This window comes from Tolypothrix campylonemoides VB511288_2, from assembly GCF_045999855.1.
In the GTDB taxonomy this organism is placed as follows: domain Bacteria; phylum Cyanobacteriota; class Cyanobacteriia; order Cyanobacteriales; family Nostocaceae; genus Scytonema; species Scytonema bouteillei_A.
Window position 1 is genome coordinate 473,522 of record NZ_JBFPMW010000006.1, and the last position, 20,704, is coordinate 494,225.

Annotated in this window: 16 protein-coding genes; 9 read left to right on the top strand and 7 right to left on the bottom strand. The window is 40.7% G+C overall.

Annotated features, from left to right (window positions below; all coding sequences use genetic code 11):
- Positions 1-8 precede the first annotated feature (8 nt).
- The 6 genes from AB0756_RS21105 (at position 9) to AB0756_RS21130 (ending at position 8,390) form a co-directional block, all read left to right on the top strand.
- Entirely contained in the window at positions 9-974 is a 966-nt protein-coding gene (locus tag AB0756_RS21105) for a glycosyltransferase family 2 protein (protein ID WP_038082396.1), read from the top strand.
- Positions 971-2,407 (top strand): oligosaccharide flippase family protein, encoded by a 1,437-nt coding sequence (locus AB0756_RS21110; RefSeq protein ID WP_038082398.1) that lies wholly within the window; start codon positions 971-973, stop codon positions 2,405-2,407. The genes AB0756_RS21105 and AB0756_RS21110 overlap by 4 nt, the downstream gene beginning before the upstream one ends.
- A gap of 129 nt (positions 2,408-2,536) precedes the next feature.
- On the top strand, positions 2,537-3,466 hold the full coding sequence (locus AB0756_RS21115) for a glycosyltransferase family 2 protein (protein WP_038082399.1): 930 nt from the start codon (positions 2,537-2,539) through the stop codon (positions 3,464-3,466).
- A 24-nt stretch (positions 3,467-3,490) separates the two neighbouring features.
- On the top strand, positions 3,491-4,831 hold the full coding sequence (locus AB0756_RS21120) for an O-antigen ligase family protein (protein ID WP_167844786.1): 1,341 nt from the start codon (positions 3,491-3,493) through the stop codon (positions 4,829-4,831).
- Positions 4,832-5,003: 172 nt separating this feature from the next.
- Positions 5,004-7,034, top strand: coding sequence for an exopolysaccharide transport family protein (locus AB0756_RS21125; RefSeq protein WP_038082400.1), 2,031 nt, complete (start codon positions 5,004-5,006; stop codon positions 7,032-7,034).
- A gap of 6 nt (positions 7,035-7,040) precedes the next feature.
- The gene (locus AB0756_RS21130; protein WP_038082401.1) at positions 7,041-8,390 is read left to right on the top strand and encodes a GH39 family glycosyl hydrolase; all 1,350 of its coding nucleotides are present in this window, start codon (positions 7,041-7,043) and stop codon (positions 8,388-8,390) included.
- A 184-nt stretch (positions 8,391-8,574) separates the two neighbouring features.
- On the opposite strand, the gene AB0756_RS21135 is transcribed toward AB0756_RS21130, so the two are convergent.
- From AB0756_RS21135 to qhpR, 5 genes are all read right to left on the bottom strand, one after another.
- Positions 8,575-9,225 carry a response regulator transcription factor gene (locus AB0756_RS21135; protein WP_038082402.1) on the bottom strand — a complete coding sequence of 217 codons (651 nt, stop codon included), beginning with the start codon at positions 9,223-9,225 and terminating at the stop codon, positions 8,575-8,577.
- Positions 9,222-9,782, bottom strand: coding sequence for a S1C family serine protease (locus tag AB0756_RS21140; protein WP_038082403.1), 561 nt, complete (start codon positions 9,780-9,782; stop codon positions 9,222-9,224). The genes AB0756_RS21135 and AB0756_RS21140 overlap by 4 nt, the downstream gene beginning before the upstream one ends.
- Positions 9,783-9,804: 22 nt before the next feature.
- The gene (locus tag AB0756_RS21145) at positions 9,805-10,737 is read right to left on the bottom strand and encodes a S1C family serine protease (protein ID WP_038082405.1); all 933 of its coding nucleotides are present in this window, start codon (positions 10,735-10,737) and stop codon (positions 9,805-9,807) included.
- A gap of 198 nt (positions 10,738-10,935) precedes the next feature.
- Positions 10,936-11,616, bottom strand: a complete 681-nt coding sequence (locus AB0756_RS21150) for an NADPH-dependent F420 reductase (RefSeq protein WP_038082406.1) — start codon at positions 11,614-11,616, stop codon at positions 10,936-10,938.
- A 133-nt stretch (positions 11,617-11,749) separates the two neighbouring features.
- Positions 11,750-12,760: an AraC-like transcriptional regulator QhpR gene (qhpR, locus tag AB0756_RS21155; RefSeq protein ID WP_082051873.1), complete on the bottom strand. Its 1,011-nt coding sequence runs from the start codon at positions 12,758-12,760 to the stop codon at positions 11,750-11,752.
- Positions 12,761-12,961: 201 nt separating this feature from the next.
- Between qhpR and AB0756_RS21160 the strand changes: the two genes are divergently transcribed.
- A complete protein-coding gene (locus AB0756_RS21160) occupies positions 12,962-13,459 on the top strand; it encodes an MAPEG family protein (RefSeq protein WP_038082408.1) in 498 nt (165 codons plus the stop codon).
- 303 nt (positions 13,460-13,762) lie between these two features.
- On the opposite strand, the gene AB0756_RS21165 is transcribed toward AB0756_RS21160, so the two are convergent.
- Positions 13,763-15,265, bottom strand: coding sequence for an HlyD family efflux transporter periplasmic adaptor subunit (locus tag AB0756_RS21165; RefSeq protein ID WP_050046637.1), 1,503 nt, complete (start codon positions 15,263-15,265; stop codon positions 13,763-13,765).
- 241 nt (positions 15,266-15,506) lie between these two features.
- On the opposite strand from AB0756_RS21165, the gene AB0756_RS21170 reads away from it, so the two are divergent.
- The gene (locus AB0756_RS21170) at positions 15,507-15,710 is read left to right on the top strand and encodes a hypothetical protein (protein WP_038082409.1); all 204 of its coding nucleotides are present in this window, start codon (positions 15,507-15,509) and stop codon (positions 15,708-15,710) included.
- A gap of 153 nt (positions 15,711-15,863) precedes the next feature.
- A complete protein-coding gene (locus AB0756_RS21175; protein WP_038082410.1) occupies positions 15,864-18,008 on the top strand; it encodes a peptidase domain-containing ABC transporter in 2,145 nt (714 codons plus the stop codon).
- Positions 18,009-18,027: 19 nt separating this feature from the next.
- Here the strand turns inward: AB0756_RS21175 and AB0756_RS21180 are convergent, their stop codons facing one another.
- Positions 18,028-20,661: a CHAT domain-containing protein gene (locus AB0756_RS21180; protein ID WP_038082412.1), complete on the bottom strand. Its 2,634-nt coding sequence runs from the start codon at positions 20,659-20,661 to the stop codon at positions 18,028-18,030.
- Positions 20,662-20,704 lie beyond the last annotated feature (43 nt).

Sequence of the window (20,704 nt, forward strand, 5' to 3'; positions counted from 1 at the left end):
TTGTAGTTATGGTTTTTATTCCTAAAGTTAGCGTTGTAGTTCCCGCCTACAACGTAAGTTCTTATATTGAAGATGCATTGCGATCGCTACAAAAGCAATCTTTTCAAGAATTTGAAGTTCTCATTGTTGATGATGGTTCTACCGATAATACAGCAGAAATTGTTCGGCCTTTTGTAAAAAGCGATTCGCGCTTTCAGTTATGGCAAAAACAAAATGGGGGTTTATCATCAGCACGCAATCACGGTATCCGTCATGCACGTGGAGAATATATTGCCTTACTAGATGGAGATGATGTCTACCACTCAGATAAACTCGCCCGTCACGTAGCAACCCTCGATCGTTATCCAGAGATCGGGGTTGTTTATAGTGCATCTAGAGCAATTCGTGATGATGGAAAACCGATACCCATTTACCTAAGTGGTAAACCCGTTCATTCCGATCCACTGCTTGCTTTACTTTGTAAGAATTTTGTAGGTCATGGTTCTAATGCAGTCTTCCGCCGTTCATTAATAAATGAAGTGGGGGAATTTGATGAAAGCTTACGCAGTTCGGAAGACATTGATTTTTGGTTGAGAGTCGCAACAACCAGAAAATGGCAATTCTACCGCGATAAGAGGACTTTATGTTACTACCGCGTTCGTCCATCCGGTCTTTCTTTCAACGTAGCACAAATGCAGCGATGCAACGAACAGGTGATTCAAAGCGCTATGGAGCGATCGCCACAGTTGGTAGAACCGATGTTACCAACTGCCTACGCTTATATGTATCGCTACTTAGCAAGATTGTCTCTCCAAGGAGGGAATCTCGACCAAGCCAGCCACTTTATCAACCGGGCTCTAGCTTGTAATTGGTCAATTTTTTACAGCGATCCGCGATCGCTGTTGACTTTACTTGCAGTGCGTTTGGCACCACTAGCCAAGTTAGGAATTCGACAAGCGCTTGGTTCAGTGAGATATACCCAAAAGCAGCCATGAAACTTTCCGCTATACTTAAAAATGGATTTTGGGCGACCTATGGAGCGATCGCAACACGCTTCCTCGCCTTGTTCAGTAACTTGCTGCTAGCAAGGCTGTTGCTTCCAGATGAATTTGGTGTTATCAGTACTGCCTACATTTTTTGGGCTTTTGGAAATCTATTTAACCAAGGCACATCTGGATCTTTTATCGTTTATAAGGGCGTTGAAGATAAGCGTTATTTAGACACAACCTATACCATCAGTTTAGCAATTGGGTGCTTTTTAGCTCTAGTGCTTGGGTTGATATCCCCACTAGCAGCGAGTTACTACAGCATACCAGATCTAGTATGGATACTACTGATATTTGGCATTAATCTCATACTCTCCTCATTCCAGTCCGTACATGAAGGAGTTTTGAGAAGACGGATGCAGTATCGAGAGTTAGCAAACTCTAATTTAATTGCCTCATTCGTCAGAGTATTTTCCACGGTTGGAAGTGCCTTACTGGGTTTCAGTTACTGGTCCTTTGTCATAGGAGATACTGCGGGTTGGGTTACGGGGTGCATTCTCATGCATCACTATGCCAAACAGAAATTCAATTTGCGTATTTATTCAGAGGTCAGATGGGAAGTTTTGTCTTATTGTTTAGGCAATACTGGGTTTAGCTTGGGGTATTTCGTTATTTATAACTGTGACAATTTTGTGGTTAGCATCGTTCTAGGAACTACTAGTCTTGCTTTTTACAATCTTGCTTACCAGTTAACAATGGCGATAACAACTATTCTTTCTCAGGCAATGAGCCAAGTTGGGATGTCGGTGTTTGCTCAATTAGAAGATGACCAACAGAGAGAAAACGCTTTGGTTAAAGTCATTGAACAAACTTCTTTCCTCGCTGCTCCCTTATACGCCTTATTCTTTTTAGTTGTTAACCAACAAACTATTGCCTTTATCTTTGGAAATCACTGGATTCCTGTTTGTACAGTTATTCCAGGATTGCTCATTTTCGCTTACTCGCGCCTGATAAACAGTCAGCTTTTTTCCATGCTGTCTGCAAAAGGGAAACCGGGTGTTAATGCGAAGCTAAGCCTTAGCATTGCTCCTGTTGCTGTCTTAAGTTTTGCAATTGGTGCCAAGATAAACGGAATTATTGGTGTCAGTATAGCGGTAGCTGTAGTTTTAGGAATTATTTGGACTATTTACTGTTGGTGGGAGGCTTGTCGTCGATTAGACTGGTCTTATAAAAAGTTTTTAATTTTTGTGTTTAAAGCACCTTTAATAACGCTTTTACCAATTGTGATTTCTTTAAATTTTCCAATTATTATACAGCCCATCTTATTTCTAATTTTATATTTAGCATTTGTTCGCTTATTAGCTGCCAAAGAATTTTTACAATATCAAAATTCATTAAGTTATATTCGGCAACGTTTAGTAACTAAATGGCACAGTAAATAAAAGAACGAAGAATAAAGCACAAAGGATCAAAAACAAATTTTTTATCCATAATGAAATTAGAAATTACTCAATTTATTGATGTGTTATTCTTATTCATCCCTTGATGCTTCAGTTGAACTCAGGAGAAAAATGCGAGTCGCTATTTGCTTAAATACTTGTCAGCGTCCAGGTGGATTGAAGCGACTGTTAGATGGTCTTAAGCAATTAACTTTCCATCACTGTGAAACCCCTAACCTAGAAGTTCTTGTTGTTGATAATGATTCAAGCGGTCATGCTTGTAAATTCTGTAAAGAAATCAGTGCGGAATTTAAATGGGCTTTAAAGTGCTATATTGAACCCCGGCGGGGTATTCCCTTTGCACGCAATAAAGCTATTACTTGTGCTCTTGCAGAAAATGTAGACTTTGTCGCTTTTATCGATGATGATGAAGTTCCCGAACCCAATTGGCTGGATGAACTTTTGTACGTTCAAAGCTCATATAATGCTGATGTTGTATGGGGAAAAACTATACCTTACTTTGCTCATTCTATTCCTAATTGGCTTGCCAAAGGAAAATTTTTCGATCGCCCCTGTTATCCTACAGGTCATGAACTGAAAAGTGCAGCTAACAACAATACACTGATACGTGTAGAAGTTTTTAGAGAACAAGATAAGTGGCTAGATGAGAGATTGGCACTTTCGGGTGGTTCTGACTGGCACTTTTTTATGCGATTGCAACGTGCGGGCTATAAAATAGTGTGGACAAATGATGCTCTAGTACATGAATGGATACCTCAAAGTCGCGCCAATTTAAAATGGTTGTTGCAAAGAAGTTACCGAATTGGCATTACAGAGAGCTTCTGTGAAATAGACTTAAAACCATCAATTGCAGTTAAAACTCAGTGTATTTACAAGGGAATTAGGCGAGTTTTTAAAGGTATACTATCCATTCCTTTGTCTTTTATGATGGGGCAACATCAAGGTATTAAAACTTTATTATATATTTATCACAGTTTGGGAATGGTAGCAGGTGTTGCAGGAAAACAATTTGAGGAGTATAAAGAAATTCATACTCTTTAAAAGAGGCATTCTCAAAAAATTTAAATGTTTAATATATTCCCTAAGAAATTAATTCTCTTAGAGGCAAAAAACAAATTAGAAAACCTGTCACATCCAGAACGAGTGGTTTATTGGACGATTGTGCTAACGCCGCTGTGGTGGGTCTTGGGGGTACAGACTCTGCTTTATCCCGGTGTTGCTCTTTATTTGCTAGCTTATGATTTTCATTTAGACAAACTCGTTAAGCGATCGCTACCACTTTGTCACTGGACGTGGTTGTTACTGAGTCTAGCAGTACTGTGGACTAACATCCAGGGGTTATCGTCAATGAGCTTTAATCCTATGAAAAGTGCTGCTACAGTAGTCACGCTCTTAAAAGGTTACTTTTTAGTTTTTTCTTGCCTAACACTGCCCTTTTGGCATCGTATTAGAATGAGTGTTGTGACAAGGGCTGTTTCTTGGATGACAGCTGGTTACTTAGTATCCCTTAGCATTCAACTCCTTATCTTATTTGGTACAGGTCCGCAGCCACCTATTATGCCACCTCTGGCTAGAGCAATTCCAGGGGATAAACTTAGTTTAATGGTTAAGTTTGCAGTGTTCCAACCCTTTTTTGGGCTTCCACTTGCCCGGACAGAGCTATACACTGCAGATCCACCGATTCTAGGAGTTTGTGCTCTGTTGTGCTTTTTTATGTGCTTTGGTGAAGCAGATAAATATTTACGTAAGTATGCTTTAGCAGGTTGCACGGCAACATTAATTATTGCTCAAAGTCGCCTAGCATGGATATGTTTCCCGATAGCACTTTTAGCAGTCATTTGCTTTCGCAAAGCTTCAGCACGTCAAGGCTTCCTTTGGTTTGCAACCTTAATTTGTTTTATTTGTGCTCTCATAGGGATGGAGGTAACCGAGTTACTAGACAAACCCATGGAAACTTTTAATGGAGCTCGAGCGGATTCATCAAAAGACCGAGCTTTGGTTGTTGCTGCAACTCTTAAGGCGTGGAAGGAATCTCCATGGATTGGGTGGGGAATTGTCGAACGAACAGTTACCTGGGGTAACGGAGCTTTTGAACTTCCTCTTGGGACTTTTTCAACTTACGCACAAATTCTGTATTTACACGGAATGTTTGGATTTGCATTCTTTGCCATTGCCGTATCAACAACGTTATGGTTTTTTTGGCAGTCGTCATTGCGAGGCAAAAGAACTGCTCAACGGGCATTTGCTAGCTTTATTGCTTTGTTAATACTGTGTCAAGCAACTAACTTAAGCTGGATGATTGTTTATTTCTGGTTCTACTTTTTGTGGTTGGGCACAATCCTTGCAGAAGCTTATCCTCAGTCTGTTTCAGATTGGCAGGAATTATCGGGGAATCTGAAAAGTTAAAAGGAATTGACCATTTGCAAATGAGTGCCGATCTCCGATCCCTATCCTTTTCAGTATATTCACCATTGCCAAAGCTGTCTTTAATAGACGAATATTTTGTTTATTTTATGTTTCTTAGAAATTTCTCGATATTTCCACTTTGTAGAAGGAATAAACTATTTATAATCTCTTTATGAATAAAATAGCGACGATCGTAACTAGACGATGGAAATTATTAATTGCTTTTAATTTGTTTGTTGTTCTCAGCACTGGTTTTGCGCTTGTAACTGCTAAACCAGTTTGGGTTGCAGGGACACAACTGATTTTGCCTAAAACCAATAGCAAACTTGATGCTAATTTAGGAACTCTTGGTTCTTTAAGGAATGGTGAAGTTGGTTTTTCCACTGAAGTCAATCCACTCAATGTACAGGCATCTATTATCAATAGCGATACTTTGCTAGAGAAGGTGTTAGCAGTAGATCCGGAAAAAAAGAAATTTAAGAGTATCACTCAGTACAAAAAGCTGTTTACGGTAAAACCAGAGGAACAATCTACGATCTTATCGGTAACAGTAAATGCTTCTAGCCCGGAACTGGCATTACAAAGAGCAATAGTTTTAACAGAAACTTATCAAAAACGTTTAAATGAATTGCGGCAAGCTAACAGTCGAGCACGCCAGGAATACAATAAGCAAGAACTGGAACAAGTTAAATTAAAATTAACTTTGGCACAAAACAAATTAGCAAAATTTAAAGAATCCAGTGGTATAGTCAACAACGAAGAACAAACTAAAGGTATTGTTACTACAATAAATAGTTTAATCAATGCTAGAGCAGAAGCTTTAGCTTCTGCCAAGGCGAATGAAAATCGCCTCAAAGTTCTTTCAAAACGCTTAAATTTAAAACCAGATCCTGCAATTCGCTCTCTCAGTTTGGGTGAAAACCAAGAATATCAAATTGTACGTCAGCGTTTATCTGATGTAGAAAACTCTTTACGTCAGAAACAATCTCTCTTTACTAATGAGCATCCAGAAATTCAAACCCTACTTATACGACGCAAACAGTTACAACGTGTTTTACAAGAGTATGTTGCACAAACCGCAGATGGTACAAGAGTAGACACGACAGTAGTGCCCAATTATCCTCAAGGTCGTGCTGCTTTAATTCAACAACTGGTTCTGGCAGAAAGCGAAGCTAGCGCTCTTAAAGAACAAGCAAGGCAACTAGACACTCAAATTACTCAACTGAAAGACACCTTAAAATCTGTACCTGAAAATCAGGCAAAGCTGTCAGAACTACAACGACAAGTGGATGTTGCGGCTGGTGTTTATAATGGTTTACTAGCTCAAATCCAGCAAAACAATATAGACGCTTTTGATGCATATCCAAATGTACAGGTTCTAGATGCACCCCAGGTCGATCCCAAGCCCATCAGTCCAAAAAAAATGTTAATGACAATCAATGCTATTCTGGCATCTGTTGTTGGTAGCATTGCTCTTGTTTTATTTTTAGAAAGTCGCAATCCCCTATTAAGTGCCAAAGATCTACAGGCTCGAAAATTTGCACTGATGCAAACTATTCCTCGGATGAAACATTCTATTACGAAATTTGAAGTGATTAATAATGAAATAGAAGTCGAGTTTCAACGTCTTGCCTCTGCAATTAGCTTGCAACCTCTCAAAAATCGTCGGTTGTTAGTAACAAGTGCCATTATGGGAGAAGGTAAAACGACAGTTGCTATTGGACTGGCTTATGCCTTAGTGGATTTAGGTTTTAAAGTGCTGCTTGTGGATGGAGATTTTCGGAGATCTGAACTTAGCCGTCGTTTGGGTTATATTTCAGGATCTACAGTAGAGCAAGTGGCGGTACAACGAAATTTAGATCTGCTTCCAAGTTTTCCTAAGGAAGGCAAGATTATGGAAACGATCAAACGAGGACACTTTGAAAGAGTATTAGCAACTTGTGAAGAGAATGGAGATTACGATTATGTCATTGTTGACAGTGCTCCAGTCAGTTTAACAAGTGAAACTGCACTAATGGCTACTATTATTTCCAATGTGCTGTTTGTGATTCGTCCAAATAGCAGTTACAAAAACCCTGTCAATGATAGTTTTGCACAACTGACTCAACATAATGTCCAAATTTTTGGTCTAGTTATCAATGGAGTAGAAAGCAAGACTACGCCCTATTCTCAACCCTCCCATGCTCCCATAGCTAACTCATAAATCTTTATGCAACGCAGAGCTATTATTAAACTGACCGCAGCTAGTGCTGTCACGCTTGGAGTGTTGGATACGGTATGGAAATCTTCCACAGCTGCATCTAAAAAAACTGCTCAAGTCAGTATTGATTGGACAAATCAAATCGCGAAGTCTACCCCGTTTACTTTTGGTTCTAATGATTATGAAATTTTGTCTCCCGAACGTGCCGCCGATCGCACTTTCCAAAATCATATTCAGGAACTTGGTATTAAGCTAATTCGCATTCACCACGCTGCATTATGCGATCGCTGGACGGATGCTGCAACCAAAACTTGGAATATTCCCAAAATCAAAGCTGGGTACGATGCTTCCTATCCTCACAACCCTACTATTATCCAAAATCTTCCTGCTTGGCCTAAGTGGATGGCACAGAGCAAAGACGGGCTGTTGGATAAGTCCGAGTACGATCGCTATGCTACCTTATGTGCTCAACTCGTAGAAATTCTCAACCGTCGCCTTCAAAAAAAAGTTATTTATTGGGAACCGTTGAATGAAAAAGAAGTTCTTTACGATAAAGCTTGGAAGTTAGACGAATTATGGATAATTTACAATAAAGTAGCAAACGCAATGAAGGCTGTTGACCCTCAAATCAAGGTAGGGGGACCAGCGCTGACGTGGGACAATTCAAGAAGATTGGAAGCTTTTCTTGCAGCCTGCAAGCAGAATGTAGATTTTATCTCCTGGCATCGTTATGGCAGTAAAGATGCAAAAGAACCTACTGATGGGATTATGTCTTACACACCTAACTATGCACGTCAAGTCAAGGACTTTCGAGCGATCGCAAAGAAATATATACCAGAACGTCCAGTACCTCTGTTGCTCGGAGAATACAATATCAACTATTTGTGGACGTCCGGCGAAACAAGACAGCACAACCATATAGGCGCAGTTTGGTTTGCTTCAGTCTTGAAACATCTTGCTGATACAGGCGTTGATATGGCAACTTCCTGGCATCTTAAGGATGGAATTTACGGTATGATTGACCCAAACAACAAACTGCGACCTCCGGCAACAATATTTGGTTGGGCAAATAAATACTTGATAGGCTCGGTCATGCAAACAACCAGCGATCACCCTTTTGTAGAAGCATTAGCAGTACAAAAACCAGATGGCAAACGCAGTTTGCTGCTTATTAATAAATCTTCTCAAGCTGTTAAGTTGAGCCTGCAATCCAAGCGAGCGCTGACTCAGTCTAAAAATTTCCAAATGCTGTCTTTAAATGCTCGCGGAGTCACTACAAAATCGATGAGCTTAGCAGCTTTGCAACAGCCACTACTCTTAGGTTCATACTCCGTTACATTACTACTAAGCAATACTTAATTAAAAAAGGTAAAGGTAGATGCTTCCCAGATAAGACCACTTCAGACTAACTTTGAGGTAGCGTGGTTTTATGTGCTTGACCCATTAGACCACGATTTATTTATAACTAAAGTTTGAGAAAAAAGCCTCTAACTCAAGAGTGATAAATTGGGGCTTGAGCAAAGGCTAAAAAAGATTACAAACACTACAACATAATCAATCCCAGGCGCACGCCAACAGCCACCGCTTCTGTACGAGTAGAAACACCTAATTTTTGGAAAATAGAAGAGACGTGAAACTTTACAGTATGCTCGGAAATTTGCAATCGTTTGGCGATCGCTTTATTACCCATCCCCGCACCCAACATTTCTAAAACCTCGATTTCTCTTGGTGTTAATGTTTGTACGGGAGTTGCGACTACTTTTTCTCGCCCACTCGCATCTTTAAGAGCAAGTACAGATTCCACAGCATCCAAGTGCAGCACTACCAGCCCAAAAGCAACAGCCTCAACAGCAGCAATAATTTCTGATTCAGTGCTGGTTTGAGGTAATATACCCCTCACACCCCCACGCAAACCAGCCACAAGATCGATACTATCAAGTTCATCGGCAAGAACGAGACATACAAAAGGATCTTGCTGTTGTTGTAAAGAAAGCAGTTTTTCCCAGCTCGATTGTTGAAAATTACTGCTCAAATCCACCAGTACAACATCGGGCTGTAGTTGCTCGATTTCTCCCCCTAAATTATCCAAGCCTGATGCAGTACCCACAACTATCAGTTTGGAATTAGTTGCAAGCACGGCGGATAATCCCGCTCGTACTACCGGGGAAGCAGCAACTACCAATACCCGAATCATATTACCCCCACAACGGGATGGCGATCGCGTAAAAAATTCTCTACTGTCAGGCTGGGGATCGCTATAGCCAAACCGTAAGCAATCATGGTGTTAATTCCAATAACTCGTCCGCGACAATCAGCAAGCGGTCCCCCAGAGTTACCAGGAAAGAGCTGGATATCAGCCATAACTGCGTGCTGTTTGCTGGCATGGATAATACCACTTGTCACAGCACCACTGTCACCAAAAGGATTACCGACAGCCAGTACCAACTCCCCAACTCGTAAAGCATTGGAGTTGCCAATAGTTGCTACAGGTAGATCGGTTCTGGCAATTTTTAGAGCAGCTAAATCCTTTGTCGGATCGATACTGATGCGTACCGCTTCATATACTTGCCCATCCCACAGTTCTACAATTGCTTTATGATGAGTGGCAACATGAGCGTTAGTAATAATTAACCCGTCACTTCGCCAAATAACACCGGAACCACTTCCAAAAGAACTACTGCGAACTTTTACAGTACTTTGACGCAGTTGTCGTGCGATCGTTGCAAACTCTGCTGTTATATCTTGAAACATAATTTTGGTCGCTGGTTACTAATTACTGGTCACCAGTCACTGGTTTTTCACCAACGACTATTTCTAACTCAACTAACGCTCCACCCCTAATAATTTGTAGCTTCACAGTTTTCCCAACGCGATCGCTACTATTCAAAAGCGCCAATATATCACCCGTGTCGTTGACCGCAGAATTATCGAAAGTAATTATGACATCCCCAATCAGTACACCTGCATTGTCAGCAGGTCCATTTGGCTCCACGTTAACAGCGATCGCACCACTTGCTGAAGTTAAATTAAGTGCTGTTTTCAAATTATTCGGCAAACGAACGGCTTGCATTCCCAAACCAAGATAACCGCGTGTTATTCGTCCCTTCGCTAACAACTGGTTGACCACGCGATTAACTGTAGAAGCAGGAATAGTCAAAGCTGTACCCCGTCTTCCTGACGTGTTCATCCCGATAATATAACCTGCAGCATCTACGAGTGCTCCTCCAGCAAAGCCACGATATAGGGTAATATCTGGACGGATAAATTGGTCAATATTGCCACCGCTCATACTCCGCCAAGCACCACTAACAACACTCACAGCACCTATTGCTGCACGGATATCACCTTCGTTACTTCTTGCTAATCCCAGTACGAGATGACCAACTTTGAGAGCTGTCGCATCCCCAATCTGCGCTACGGGAATTTCTGATGATTGCAATTTAAAAACAGCAACATCGGTACTGGGATCGTGTCCTACAAGATTGAGTGGTACGGTTTGTCCGTTGAATAGGGTTGCTGTAATATCTTCGTAGCGGTGGAGTGCTTCGTCTGAGGTAATAATAATACCATTATTCCAGTGAATTCCGCTTGAGGAAATACGGGAACCAGAGTTAATAGCAACAATCGCGCCTCCAACTTGCTCGACTGTTTCTGCTATATTGTTGGAGAGGGCTAGTAGGGTATTTGATGTATCTGGTGAAGGCATTTTGTTTCTCTAAGGAGTGATGAATTGGGAATTTTGAACTGCACTCTAAACGCGGATATTATTTGTGCTTATCTGCGTTCGGGATGCAGTTGCTATAAATTGATAATGCCGTTTTACACCTAAGGCTGACATCAGAAAAATGAGGAGATGAGTACCTAGAAAAATGGCTAGTATTTATTTCAAAGCAAAATACTGAATTTATCGAAGGTTAGAACTTTGCCGTCCGCCCAGTCGTTCCGATTGAGCAGGGGGTAACACGTCAACTGAAATCGTCGCATATGGTCCCAACTTCTGACCAATAATTAAGAACCGAATAAAATCTCCCAATCCCTCAATTAACCGTGAATTTCGTAGCCCTCCACAATCCACTGGAGTGAAGCCAATTTCAAGAGCAAGTTGCATCACCATTTTTCGAGCGTTTTCGTTATCTGATGCAACAAAAACAGAGACTTTATAATCTTCCAAAGGCGTCGGTGCTAGCTCAAAAACCTCCTGAGCAAAAGTGTTAAATGCTTTCACTACATAAGCATTGGGGACTTCCGCAGCCAACTTTTCTGCTAGGGATTGCTCAATAGGCGGGTAGGTAAATCCTTCTGGAATCTCAAAATTGTTGCAATCTATTAGGATTTTGCCGTTTAAAATCTCAATTGAGGAGATGGCTTCTACTGGATCGACTCCTCTAATAGTATAAAGTAAGACATCTCCAAAGGCAGCAGCTTCGTCGTTTGTTCCACCCTGCGTATTGTGTCCCGCCAACTCAGCAACAGCTTCACCCTTTTCTTGAGTTCGAGCACCGAAGAAGACTTGATGTCCCTGCTCTGCCCAAAGAATACCAAGAGAGCGACCCATGTTGCCACTGCCAAGAATACCAATTTTCATAATTGACACCTGGAAAGCGTTTAGTTTATATCTACCACATCGCTACGGCACCATTAAATAGAAAAATTATTCAGAACCCACCAAAACTTCGGGGTGTTGGAACATTGCCAATACATTCCACGCGCCAGAGTCTTTATGGTTGAATTGCACGGTACTTGTTGGGAGCTAATCCCGTCCACCGTTGGAAAGCGCGATCGAAAGCGCTTAACTCTGAGTATCCTAATAGCAAAGCTATTTCAGTCAATGATAATTCAAGTTCTTTAAGATACATCAGCGATAGTTGATGTCGGGTTTTGTTTACCAATTGCTTATATGTAGTATTGCGATCGCGTAAATACCTTTGTAAAGTACGACTGCTGAGTCCCAAACTTAAGGCTATATCTCCTATTGTTGGACATCCTTGCGGCAATGAACGAGCAATTGACTGACTCACCAAGGTTACTAGTTCATTATCTACTTCTTTCTCAACAAAGAACTGATGCAAACGACTTTCTAAAATAGGTAAGAGACTTAAATCGGCAAACGGAACTTTTTGTTTGAGAAGTTCGCTTTCCATTGCAATAGCATTAACAGATTGGTTAAAAAGTACGGGTGTATTCAGCAGTTGTTTGTATTCTGAAGTATTTTTAGAAGAGTTATGCTCTAGCCACACTGTTTTGGGGTACCAATGTTGACGGGTGAGAGTGCGAATGCTATTAATGGCAAACGCGATCGCTGTTTCGGCGTCTTGCTTGCGAACTGGAATTCCTGCATCTGTCACTTGATAAGATAACCATGCTGTATTGCCATCAAGTGTCAGAGCAACTTCAGTCCCTTGTTGCCATACACCAAAATATTGAACCAAGCTATTTAGAGCAGAACCAACGGTAGCAGAGTTTAGTAAAACATAGCCCAATATGCCAAAGTTAGACACGTGATGTGTAAAGCCATAATGCAACCCAAAAAAATCGTCGTTGCTGAGAACAGCAAGCTTCTCTAATAATTGAGTGTGCTGGTAGAGTGAAACATTTTTCGTTGGATTGGTAATATCTTCAATTGTTAGCCCAGCCATTTTTAGAAGAATTTGTCGGTTAATGCCCAGTTGAACAGCCCTCTGGATGGCGTTTGCAACAAATTCCATTGCTATTATGGGAGGCACCGTCATAGAAGCCTTTACTCCAAACCTATCAAAACGGATAAGACATCACAATCGCTTTTTGAGAATTGAATTTCTATCTATACTGGCATCTTATATCAAATTCTGTGTCCTGTAATATCAAGACAAATGAGGAAGCAATATTTTACTGTAGATGTTGGTAAAGCCGACAAGAGTTAATGTCGCTTTTGTAATAATACACACACAAGCATGATTCCAATCTCAACTTTTTTTATTGGACTTAATGGTCTCATAGCTTTTGCTCTGTCCTATATTGTGGTAATGGAACGGACAAGAACTAGAATTTGGCATGGTGAGTCAAAAGAGGATGTTTTGATGCAACCCGATCCCCTAACAAATCCAACAGCATGGGTTGCGACAGTTGAAAAAATCAGCCAAGGGTTGTCTGTTAACAAAACTATGGATGAATCTGTTTTACAGCGCAAAGTTCGCGCTCACGGAAATCTTACAGAGTATGTACCTATTGGCTTGCTGCTGATTATTGCGCTGGAATTAATGCATTCTGAGGTTTGGCTGCTGTGGCTTCTTGGTGGAACGCTCACATTAGCTCGAATTGTCTACGCTTACGGCGTCATTACCAAATACGGTCCTTCTGTTGGACGAGCCATCGGTTTTTTTGCAACTGGGTTTGTCTATATATTTGGTAGTTTAGCTTGTGTCTACTACGGTTTAAAAGGAATTTTGTAATTTTTTTTCAAATAACAATAGAAAAAAACAGCCTAATTGATATCTTTCAACTAGTGGTTCACCACATAAGTTTTGATGGACACTCACCTCGTTCCCTGGCTGAGCCAGGGAATGCTGTTTTTGGAGGCTCCGCCTCCAGTGGAGCTCGAGGCAGAGCCTCGCCGACTGCGTTCCCTGGTAGAACCAGGGAACGAGAGTGGGTAGTGCGTTCACTTACCCATCGAAATTAATGTGGTGAACCACTGGGCTGTAGAGCTACCGAAATGATGGGTATCCAAATACCCGACTTCTTTAAGGTAGAATTTACAAATCTGTTAACAGTCTGGCTTTTCTAAGCAGAAACTGTAGCACTGTTTCTGAAGAAGAAATAATATCTGCCCTGACTTCCATACCTGATTGAATGATACATTGGCGCTCGCCTAGCTTAAGTTCCAAGCTTTCTGGTTGGATAAATACCTCATACACAGCATTTGTTTGAGTTATGGTGTTGTCAGAGGTAACAGAATCTGGAGAAATAGAACTCACGCGAGCTTTGAGAGTTCCGTAATCGGTATAGGGACAACTAGAGACTCGTACTTGCACCAATTGATTCTGTTCCACTTGGCGAATATGAGAAGAAGAGACCAGTGCTTTAATGACTAAAGGAGAATCATTAGGTGCAATTTCAGCGACAACATCACCAAGATGTACAACTTGTAAAGTATTACGCAGTTTAAGCTGTTGAATTACACCAGACGCAGTCGCCCGCAGAACTGTAGCTTTTATATCATCTTCTACTTGTTGAAATTCTTCTTTCTCGCGGTTTAACTGTTTCTGAATTTCTACTCTTCGTTGGATCAGTTGTTCTCGTTCTTGATTTAATTTAGCTAGGGTCACTTTCACTGCGGCGGTTTCTTCCGCAATTTTCGCTTGAGAGATGGTGAGAATCGCACCATTGGAGTCGAGAGATGCAAAGGCTGCTTGCAATCTCGCTTCTGCTGCTTTTACCGCCTGTTGTTGCTGCTTAATAGCTTCTTGCTGTGCTTCAAAAGTGGTTGTTTGTAATATCAACAGTTGTTCTTGCTGTTGTACGGTCAGTTGTGCTTCTTGAAATTGATCTACAGAAATTGAGCCGATTTTTGCTAAAGGTTGATATCTATCTCGCCGTGCTTTAGCTGCTTTTAATGAAACTTCACTAGATTTTAACTGAGCTTGGGCTGATTTTAACGCAAGTTGAGTTTTGCGTAATTCTACCTGAGCTTGCTTTAAATTAGCTTGAGCTTCTCGTAATTGAGCGGATGCGATCGCTTTCTTTTGTTGGACATCCTGTTGGCTGCGCTCTAGCTCGGCTTGAGTTATGGCAATAGCGCGGTTGGTACGTTTGCCTTCTGCTCCTATCTGCCCATCTAATGCTTTAATTTGAGCATTCAGTTGAGTCAGTTGCAGTGTAGCTTCTTCAATATTGGTTAGCAGTTGGTTTTTTTTAGTTTGCAAACGGTCATCATTCATTGTGGCAATGACATCACCTTTTTTGATAACTTGATTCGCCTGTACTGCAATACTTTTAATCGTGCCTTCCGTGGCGGCTTGTACCAAACGCAATTCCCCATTAGGACGAACCACAGCCGGAGTTTTAATCGTAACATTAAATTTTATGAGATTGGCAAGTGTCAGCGTAACACCAAAGATAGCCAGGAGAACAATGCCACCAATAGAGCACCAGTTGCTAATGGGAGGCAAAAATTCTTCTGGCGTGGCAGAGTGGAGAAAGTCTGGATTCGGCACCCCTTGGTTCTTGGTTTTTGAAGGTGAATCTGCATCAAGCATTAAGAGTTAGTTATAGGAAGAATTTAGCTCTGCTATTTTAGTAGATTTTTCTTAAAACCGTGTTCTAAATTAAACTTTTGATTAAGTGGTTTTCTGGAGCTTGTTAAACCCGATATCTATAAATTAGAATTTACGCACGCGAGAAAATAAGTAAGTGTGTCTCATTCTATGAATGAAGCTCTCATACTTGTAACTTCGTGTTTTTTTGGCATTTTATTTATCCTCATACAAGGACAAAAATATGTTCCCTATGAAACACAAGCAGCACAGCCAGGAAGAGCTATGCAAGCAAAAAAACAAGTGGCTAAATATTCTAGCGACTCAGGAGCAAGAACTCGAACTCGCTGAGGATTTAACCGATGTTCAGGGTTCGAGTATAGTTGGTGGTACTACCGTCACCCGTGGCAGGGTTGCTTCAAGTGCTCAAGGTGTAGTAGGCAGATAGGCAGATAGCCAAAGGCTTGAAGATGCCTCATTTACGGTGGGGTCAGGCATAATAAATTTTGATTGAATTCCGGGCTGTATCGAGCGACAAAAGCTCAAAGTGGGAATACTAATCAAGATAAAACACTATGCCTTGACTGACCGCGATTGCTAAATGAGATACCAAATAGTCTTGCAATATGGTGAAGAAGATTGTGGCGCTGCTTGCATTGCCACAATTGCCAAATATTACGGGCGCACCTTTGCAATGAGTCGAATTCGGGAAGTTGTCGGTACCGGACAACTAGGCACGACACTTGTTGGTTTAAGACGTGGCGCAGAAAGCCTTGGTTTTAATGCCCGACAAGTCAGAGCAGCTCCTCAACTAATTGATAGACTCAGTGACGTTCCTCTACCTGCTATCATTCACTGGAAAGGAGATCACTGGGTTGTTTTATACGGGCAAAAGAAAAAAAAATATATTATTGCTGACCCAGGTGTGGGGATTCGCTACATTAGTTATGATGAATTAACAACAGCTTGGGCAAATCGCATCATGCTGTTACTCATACCAGATGAAATCCGTTTTTATCAGCAAGAGTCAGATAAGATTGATGGCTTCAAAAGATTATTAACACGGATTTTGCCATATCGCAGTATTTTGACTGAGGCAATTGTCATTAACTTAGTGATGGGGCTTCTTGCTCTTGCAAATCCTTTTCTCATTCAAATCTTGACTGATGACGTATTAATTCAGAATGATACGCATCTTTTGATGAGCGTAGCGCTTAGTGCTGCAATTATAAATATCTTTAGTAGTACCTTAAAGCTAGTACAGACTAACTTAATTGCCCAATTTGCCCAACGTTTTGAATTAGGACTTATTCTAGATTTTGGCAGACAAATTTTACGCCTTCCCCTAACTTATTATGAAACACGTCGCAGTGGCGAAATTGTCAGCAGGCTTAGAGATATTGAAGAAATTAATCAGTTAGCTTCCCAAGTGATTCTTCATCTTCCAAGTCAACTTTTTGTTGCCTTCGTTTCCTTGGGATTTATGTATGTTTACAGTTCAAAGTTATTTTTCTTATCTATAGCATTTTCTCTGTTGATGACTCTGACAACATTCATGTATTTACCGAACTTGCGCCGTCAAATTCGTGATGTCATTGTGACAAAATCAGAAAATCAAGGAGTCTTAATAGAAAGCTTTAAAGGTATACTGACTCTCAAAACTGCCAATGCTGTACCCCAGACTTGGGAAGAAATTCAATACCGTTTTGGTAATCTTGCTAATCTGAATTTTTGGACAATTAAAATAGCAATTACTAATAATATATTTTCTAATTTAGTTTCTGGAATTGGCAGTATCGCTATACTCTGGGTTGGTAGCAATTTAGCGATCGCACAAGAATTAAGCATTGGTCAACTCTTGGCATTTAACACCATGAGTATTAACGTGACGATATTAATTAATACATTAATTGATATTATAGAAGAATTCACTCGCGTGCAAACAGCTGCTCAACGTATTATAGAAGTTATAGATACGACTCCTGAAGATCGAAACGAACAGCACAAACCTTGGGCAAATATTCCTAGCGACGCAGAAATTATTTGTACAAAAATTAATTTTCATCACATCGGGAGAGTAGAATTATTAGAGAAATTTTCCTTAACAATTCCTGGAGGAAAAATCACTGCTTTAATTGGAAGATCGGGTTGTGGCAAAAGCACGTTAGCTAAACTCATTGCCGGATTATATCCACTCCAAGCTGGTAATATTTGTTATGGAATTTATAACCAGAAAGATTTATCTTTAGAATGCAGACGACAGCAAGTGATATTAGTTCCCCAAGAAACTCATTTTTGGAGCCGTTCTATCCTAGATAATTTCCGCTTGAGTTACCCCAACGCATCTTTTGAGCAAATTGTTACAGCTTGCCAAATTGCTGGAGCAGATGAATTTATTAAAGAATTGCCAGATAACTACCAAACTATCTTGGGAGAATTTGGTGTTAATCTCTCAGGAGGGCAAAAGCAAAGATTAGCCATAGCCAGAACACTTGTTGCCAATCCATCCATACTGATTTTAGATGAATCAACAAGTGCATTAGATCCCGTATTAGAAGCAGAAGTTTTAGATAAAATTTTATATAACAGACAAGGTAAGACAACCATTCTTATCAGCCATCGACCCAAAGTTATTGGGCGAGCAGATTTCATAGTCTTTTTGGAGAAAGGTCAAGTCAAAATACAAGGAAGCCCCGAAGAATTTCATTCTCAACCGGGAGAGCATCTAAAATTTTTAACACCTTAACTTTCTCATCAGTTACTGCTTACAACCAATTTCCAATCAAAACATAAGGTGCCCAGTAAATGGGGTGTTCGTAATTAGGATCTTTTAAAATAGCCAATTGAGATTTCCGTAAAGCTTCTGCTTTAGTTTGTTGAGTATTGGTTAACTGCTGGTAAAATTTTCCCATTAAGTCAGCAGTGGCTTCATCGTTAATAGACCATAATGTTGCCAAAGTACTGCGAGCACCTGCCCTAACAGCAATTCCCGCCAACCCCAAAGCCGCACGCTTATCTCCCGCTGCTGTTTCACAAGCACTAAGAACTAAAAGTTCAATAGCTTGTTTCCGATTTTGTTGATTGTTTTGAAGTAAACTATCAAATTCATCGATCTGAATTCGACCATCCCAAGTTAAGATAAAAGTCTCCGAGGCTTTTGAGCTAAAGTTTCCATGAGTAGCAATGTGAACAATTGGGAAGGAAGCTGATTGAATTTCTTTTTGGAGATTCTTACTGGTAAACTTTTGGTTCAAAAGAACTACAGATGGAACTTCAGATTTAATTTCCTGCAATTCTATTTCTACATATTCAAGAGAAGAAAAGCCTTGCCTTGCTTCAGTTAGCCCAGCACTTAAGACTTTCAAGTTTTCTTGTTGTAAGTGTTTGGCAGGTAATAACTGCAAACTGGGTGTAAGTGCAATGCTATACTTTTCTATTAAAAATTGTTTGCCATCGTGTAATGCTGCCATTGGAATATTTCGCAAGACACCGTCTAGCACAAAAACTAATGTTTTAACTTCACTTCTGTTTAAGTAAGTTTCGCTCTTACGGAGTAACCAATCATAGAGTTGTTGCGACAATGCCATATAATCGTCCCTAGAACGAATGACGAGATTTTGACGTAGCTTGTCTGCAAGATTTTCTAACTGATTTTGCTCGATAGGAGTTGCATAGTGGAGCAGGGGTTGTTGTGGTAAGCTGATAATAACTTCTAAACGATCTGGCAAAATGATGGGATAAATAACAGCAGCATTAGCATCAAAGCGTTCGATAGAATTCGGTTTTGCATCCAAGCACGCTTCTTGGAAAAAGTTATCTAATTCTGCTAATTGTAAAGACTCAAGAACTTGACGGGCTTGACGTAGAGATTCTTGGTTTGGTTCTGTTTTCCCTGGTTGTAAAAGCAAGCTGACCAATTCTCGATAAACTGGTTCTACTCTTTCCCGAAAGGAAAATTGTACATCTGGTTCAACACCAACAAGTTCGTTGCGTAACACTTGAAGATTTTTTACAGCTTGAGTATAAGCTGCGATCGCTCCAGATACATCTCCCTGTTTTTTTAAAAGGCGTCCGAGCTGCCATTGCCAAAGATAAGCAATATCTGGTGCATTGTGAGTTTGAGCCAGCATTAAAGCTTTCTGGGTTAAATCTCGAGCAATAGACCATTGCTGAGTTGCTTCGTACAAGCTACCGAGTCGCCCCAATGCATAAATTTCTGCTTGTTTGTCGCCTATACTTTTTGCTTGTTCCACAGTCATTGCAACAAGTTGGGCAATACTCTCTATAGTTGGTGCATCTTGAATTTTTGCCTGTTCCATACGGGTTAAACTCCGGGCAAAGTTAAGCCGCATATAAGCAACGACTCGACTGGGCGGAAGGTTGGGAAGTTGAGATTCAATGTCTCGGCTTAACTTCCGCGCCACATCCCACCGTTTCAGATCAATTAAGGTGCTAAGTTGATTGAGATTGGCTCGAACTTTGAGGATTTGTGACGGAGAAATAGCCACAACTTTTTGATAAAAATCTAAAGCCGCTTCCATCTGTTTATTTGCACGAGCTATGTTCCCCAGATCGATGGCAGCTGCACTTATATCTAATGGTAATTTTAATTTTTGCGCGATCGCCAGACTTTGTTGCAAAGATTGCTGTGCTTGTTCTGATTTGCCCACCAAACGCAAGTTAGTCCCTAAGTTACGCAGAACGGCGGCTTTAATTGGAGAGTCAGGTTGTTTTTCTAGAATTTGGCTAACTTGTGTCAGAGTAGATAAGGCGCGACGATTTAACCCTAAAGCCCTAAAAGCTTGCGATTGATTGATCGAACTGCGGATAACTCCTGTTCGATCTTCTGCTTGAGTATAAGCTGCAGTGGCTTTTTGCCAGGTTGCAAGCGCTCGCTCGGGTTGTCCGGTTGCTAACTCTAAATTCCCTCGTGTATTGAGTACTTGAGCTAAAACTTTTAATTGCTCTTTAGATTGAGAACTTGCTGTTTTCCCCAGACCCTCTAGCACTTCCAAACCTCGATCGAGTGCCGTTGTTGCTTGAGACCATTGACCCAGTTTTTGGTAAACTAACGAAAGATTACTTAAAACTCTAGCTTGATTGAGTTTATCTCCTTGCTGTTGATAAGCTTGAAAAACGTTTTGCCAGATCGTGACAACTTCCACAAATTGCTCTAATTCGTACAACTCCTTACCGCGATTCTCCTGTTGTAATACTTCGTTTGCCCTACTTTCCTCTGGTAGGGAAGGAAAGGGGTAGGTTAACTGAGAATCGGTATTAGAAGCAATAACGAGCTTCACATTTGTACCAGTTATAAATAAAGCGATAACTAGCCCTAACAACATCCAAATAAGGAATGTGAGTAGCGGACGATAAGATAGTGTATATCGAATTTTCATATTTAGCCTGTCTATCAAATCGCATTACTATAACTTTGTGGTT

Excerpts from the sequence above, each read along its gene's own strand:
- AB0756_RS21150 (WP_038082406.1), bottom strand. The coding sequence starts at position 11,616 with ATGAAAATTGGTATTCTTGGCAGTGGCAACATGGGTCGCTCTCTTGGT.
- AB0756_RS21125 (WP_038082400.1), top strand. The coding sequence starts at position 5,004 with ATGAATAAAATAGCGACGATCGTAACTAGACGATGGAAATTATTAATT.
- AB0756_RS21165 (WP_050046637.1), bottom strand. The coding sequence starts at position 15,265 with ATGCTTGATGCAGATTCACCTTCAAAAACCAAGAACCAAGGGGTGCCG.
- AB0756_RS21115 (WP_038082399.1), top strand. The coding sequence starts at position 2,537 with ATGCGAGTCGCTATTTGCTTAAATACTTGTCAGCGTCCAGGTGGATTG.
- AB0756_RS21160 (WP_038082408.1), top strand. The coding sequence starts at position 12,962 with ATGATTCCAATCTCAACTTTTTTTATTGGACTTAATGGTCTCATAGCT.
- AB0756_RS21180 (WP_038082412.1), bottom strand. The coding sequence starts at position 20,661 with ATGAAAATTCGATATACACTATCTTATCGTCCGCTACTCACATTCCTT.
- AB0756_RS21170 (WP_038082409.1), top strand. The coding sequence starts at position 15,507 with ATGTTCCCTATGAAACACAAGCAGCACAGCCAGGAAGAGCTATGCAAG.
- AB0756_RS21110 (WP_038082398.1), top strand. The coding sequence starts at position 971 with ATGAAACTTTCCGCTATACTTAAAAATGGATTTTGGGCGACCTATGGA.
- AB0756_RS21105 (WP_038082396.1), top strand. The coding sequence starts at position 9 with ATGGTTTTTATTCCTAAAGTTAGCGTTGTAGTTCCCGCCTACAACGTA.
- qhpR (WP_082051873.1), bottom strand. The coding sequence starts at position 12,760 with ATGACGGTGCCTCCCATAATAGCAATGGAATTTGTTGCAAACGCCATC.
- AB0756_RS21135 (WP_038082402.1), bottom strand. The coding sequence starts at position 9,225 with ATGATTCGGGTATTGGTAGTTGCTGCTTCCCCGGTAGTACGAGCGGGA.
- AB0756_RS21175 (WP_038082410.1), top strand. The coding sequence starts at position 15,864 with ATGAGATACCAAATAGTCTTGCAATATGGTGAAGAAGATTGTGGCGCT.
- AB0756_RS21120 (WP_167844786.1), top strand. The coding sequence starts at position 3,491 with ATGTTTAATATATTCCCTAAGAAATTAATTCTCTTAGAGGCAAAAAAC.
- AB0756_RS21140 (WP_038082403.1), bottom strand. The coding sequence starts at position 9,782 with ATGTTTCAAGATATAACAGCAGAGTTTGCAACGATCGCACGACAACTG.
- AB0756_RS21130 (WP_038082401.1), top strand. The coding sequence starts at position 7,041 with ATGCAACGCAGAGCTATTATTAAACTGACCGCAGCTAGTGCTGTCACG.
- AB0756_RS21145 (WP_038082405.1), bottom strand. The coding sequence starts at position 10,737 with ATGCCTTCACCAGATACATCAAATACCCTACTAGCCCTCTCCAACAAT.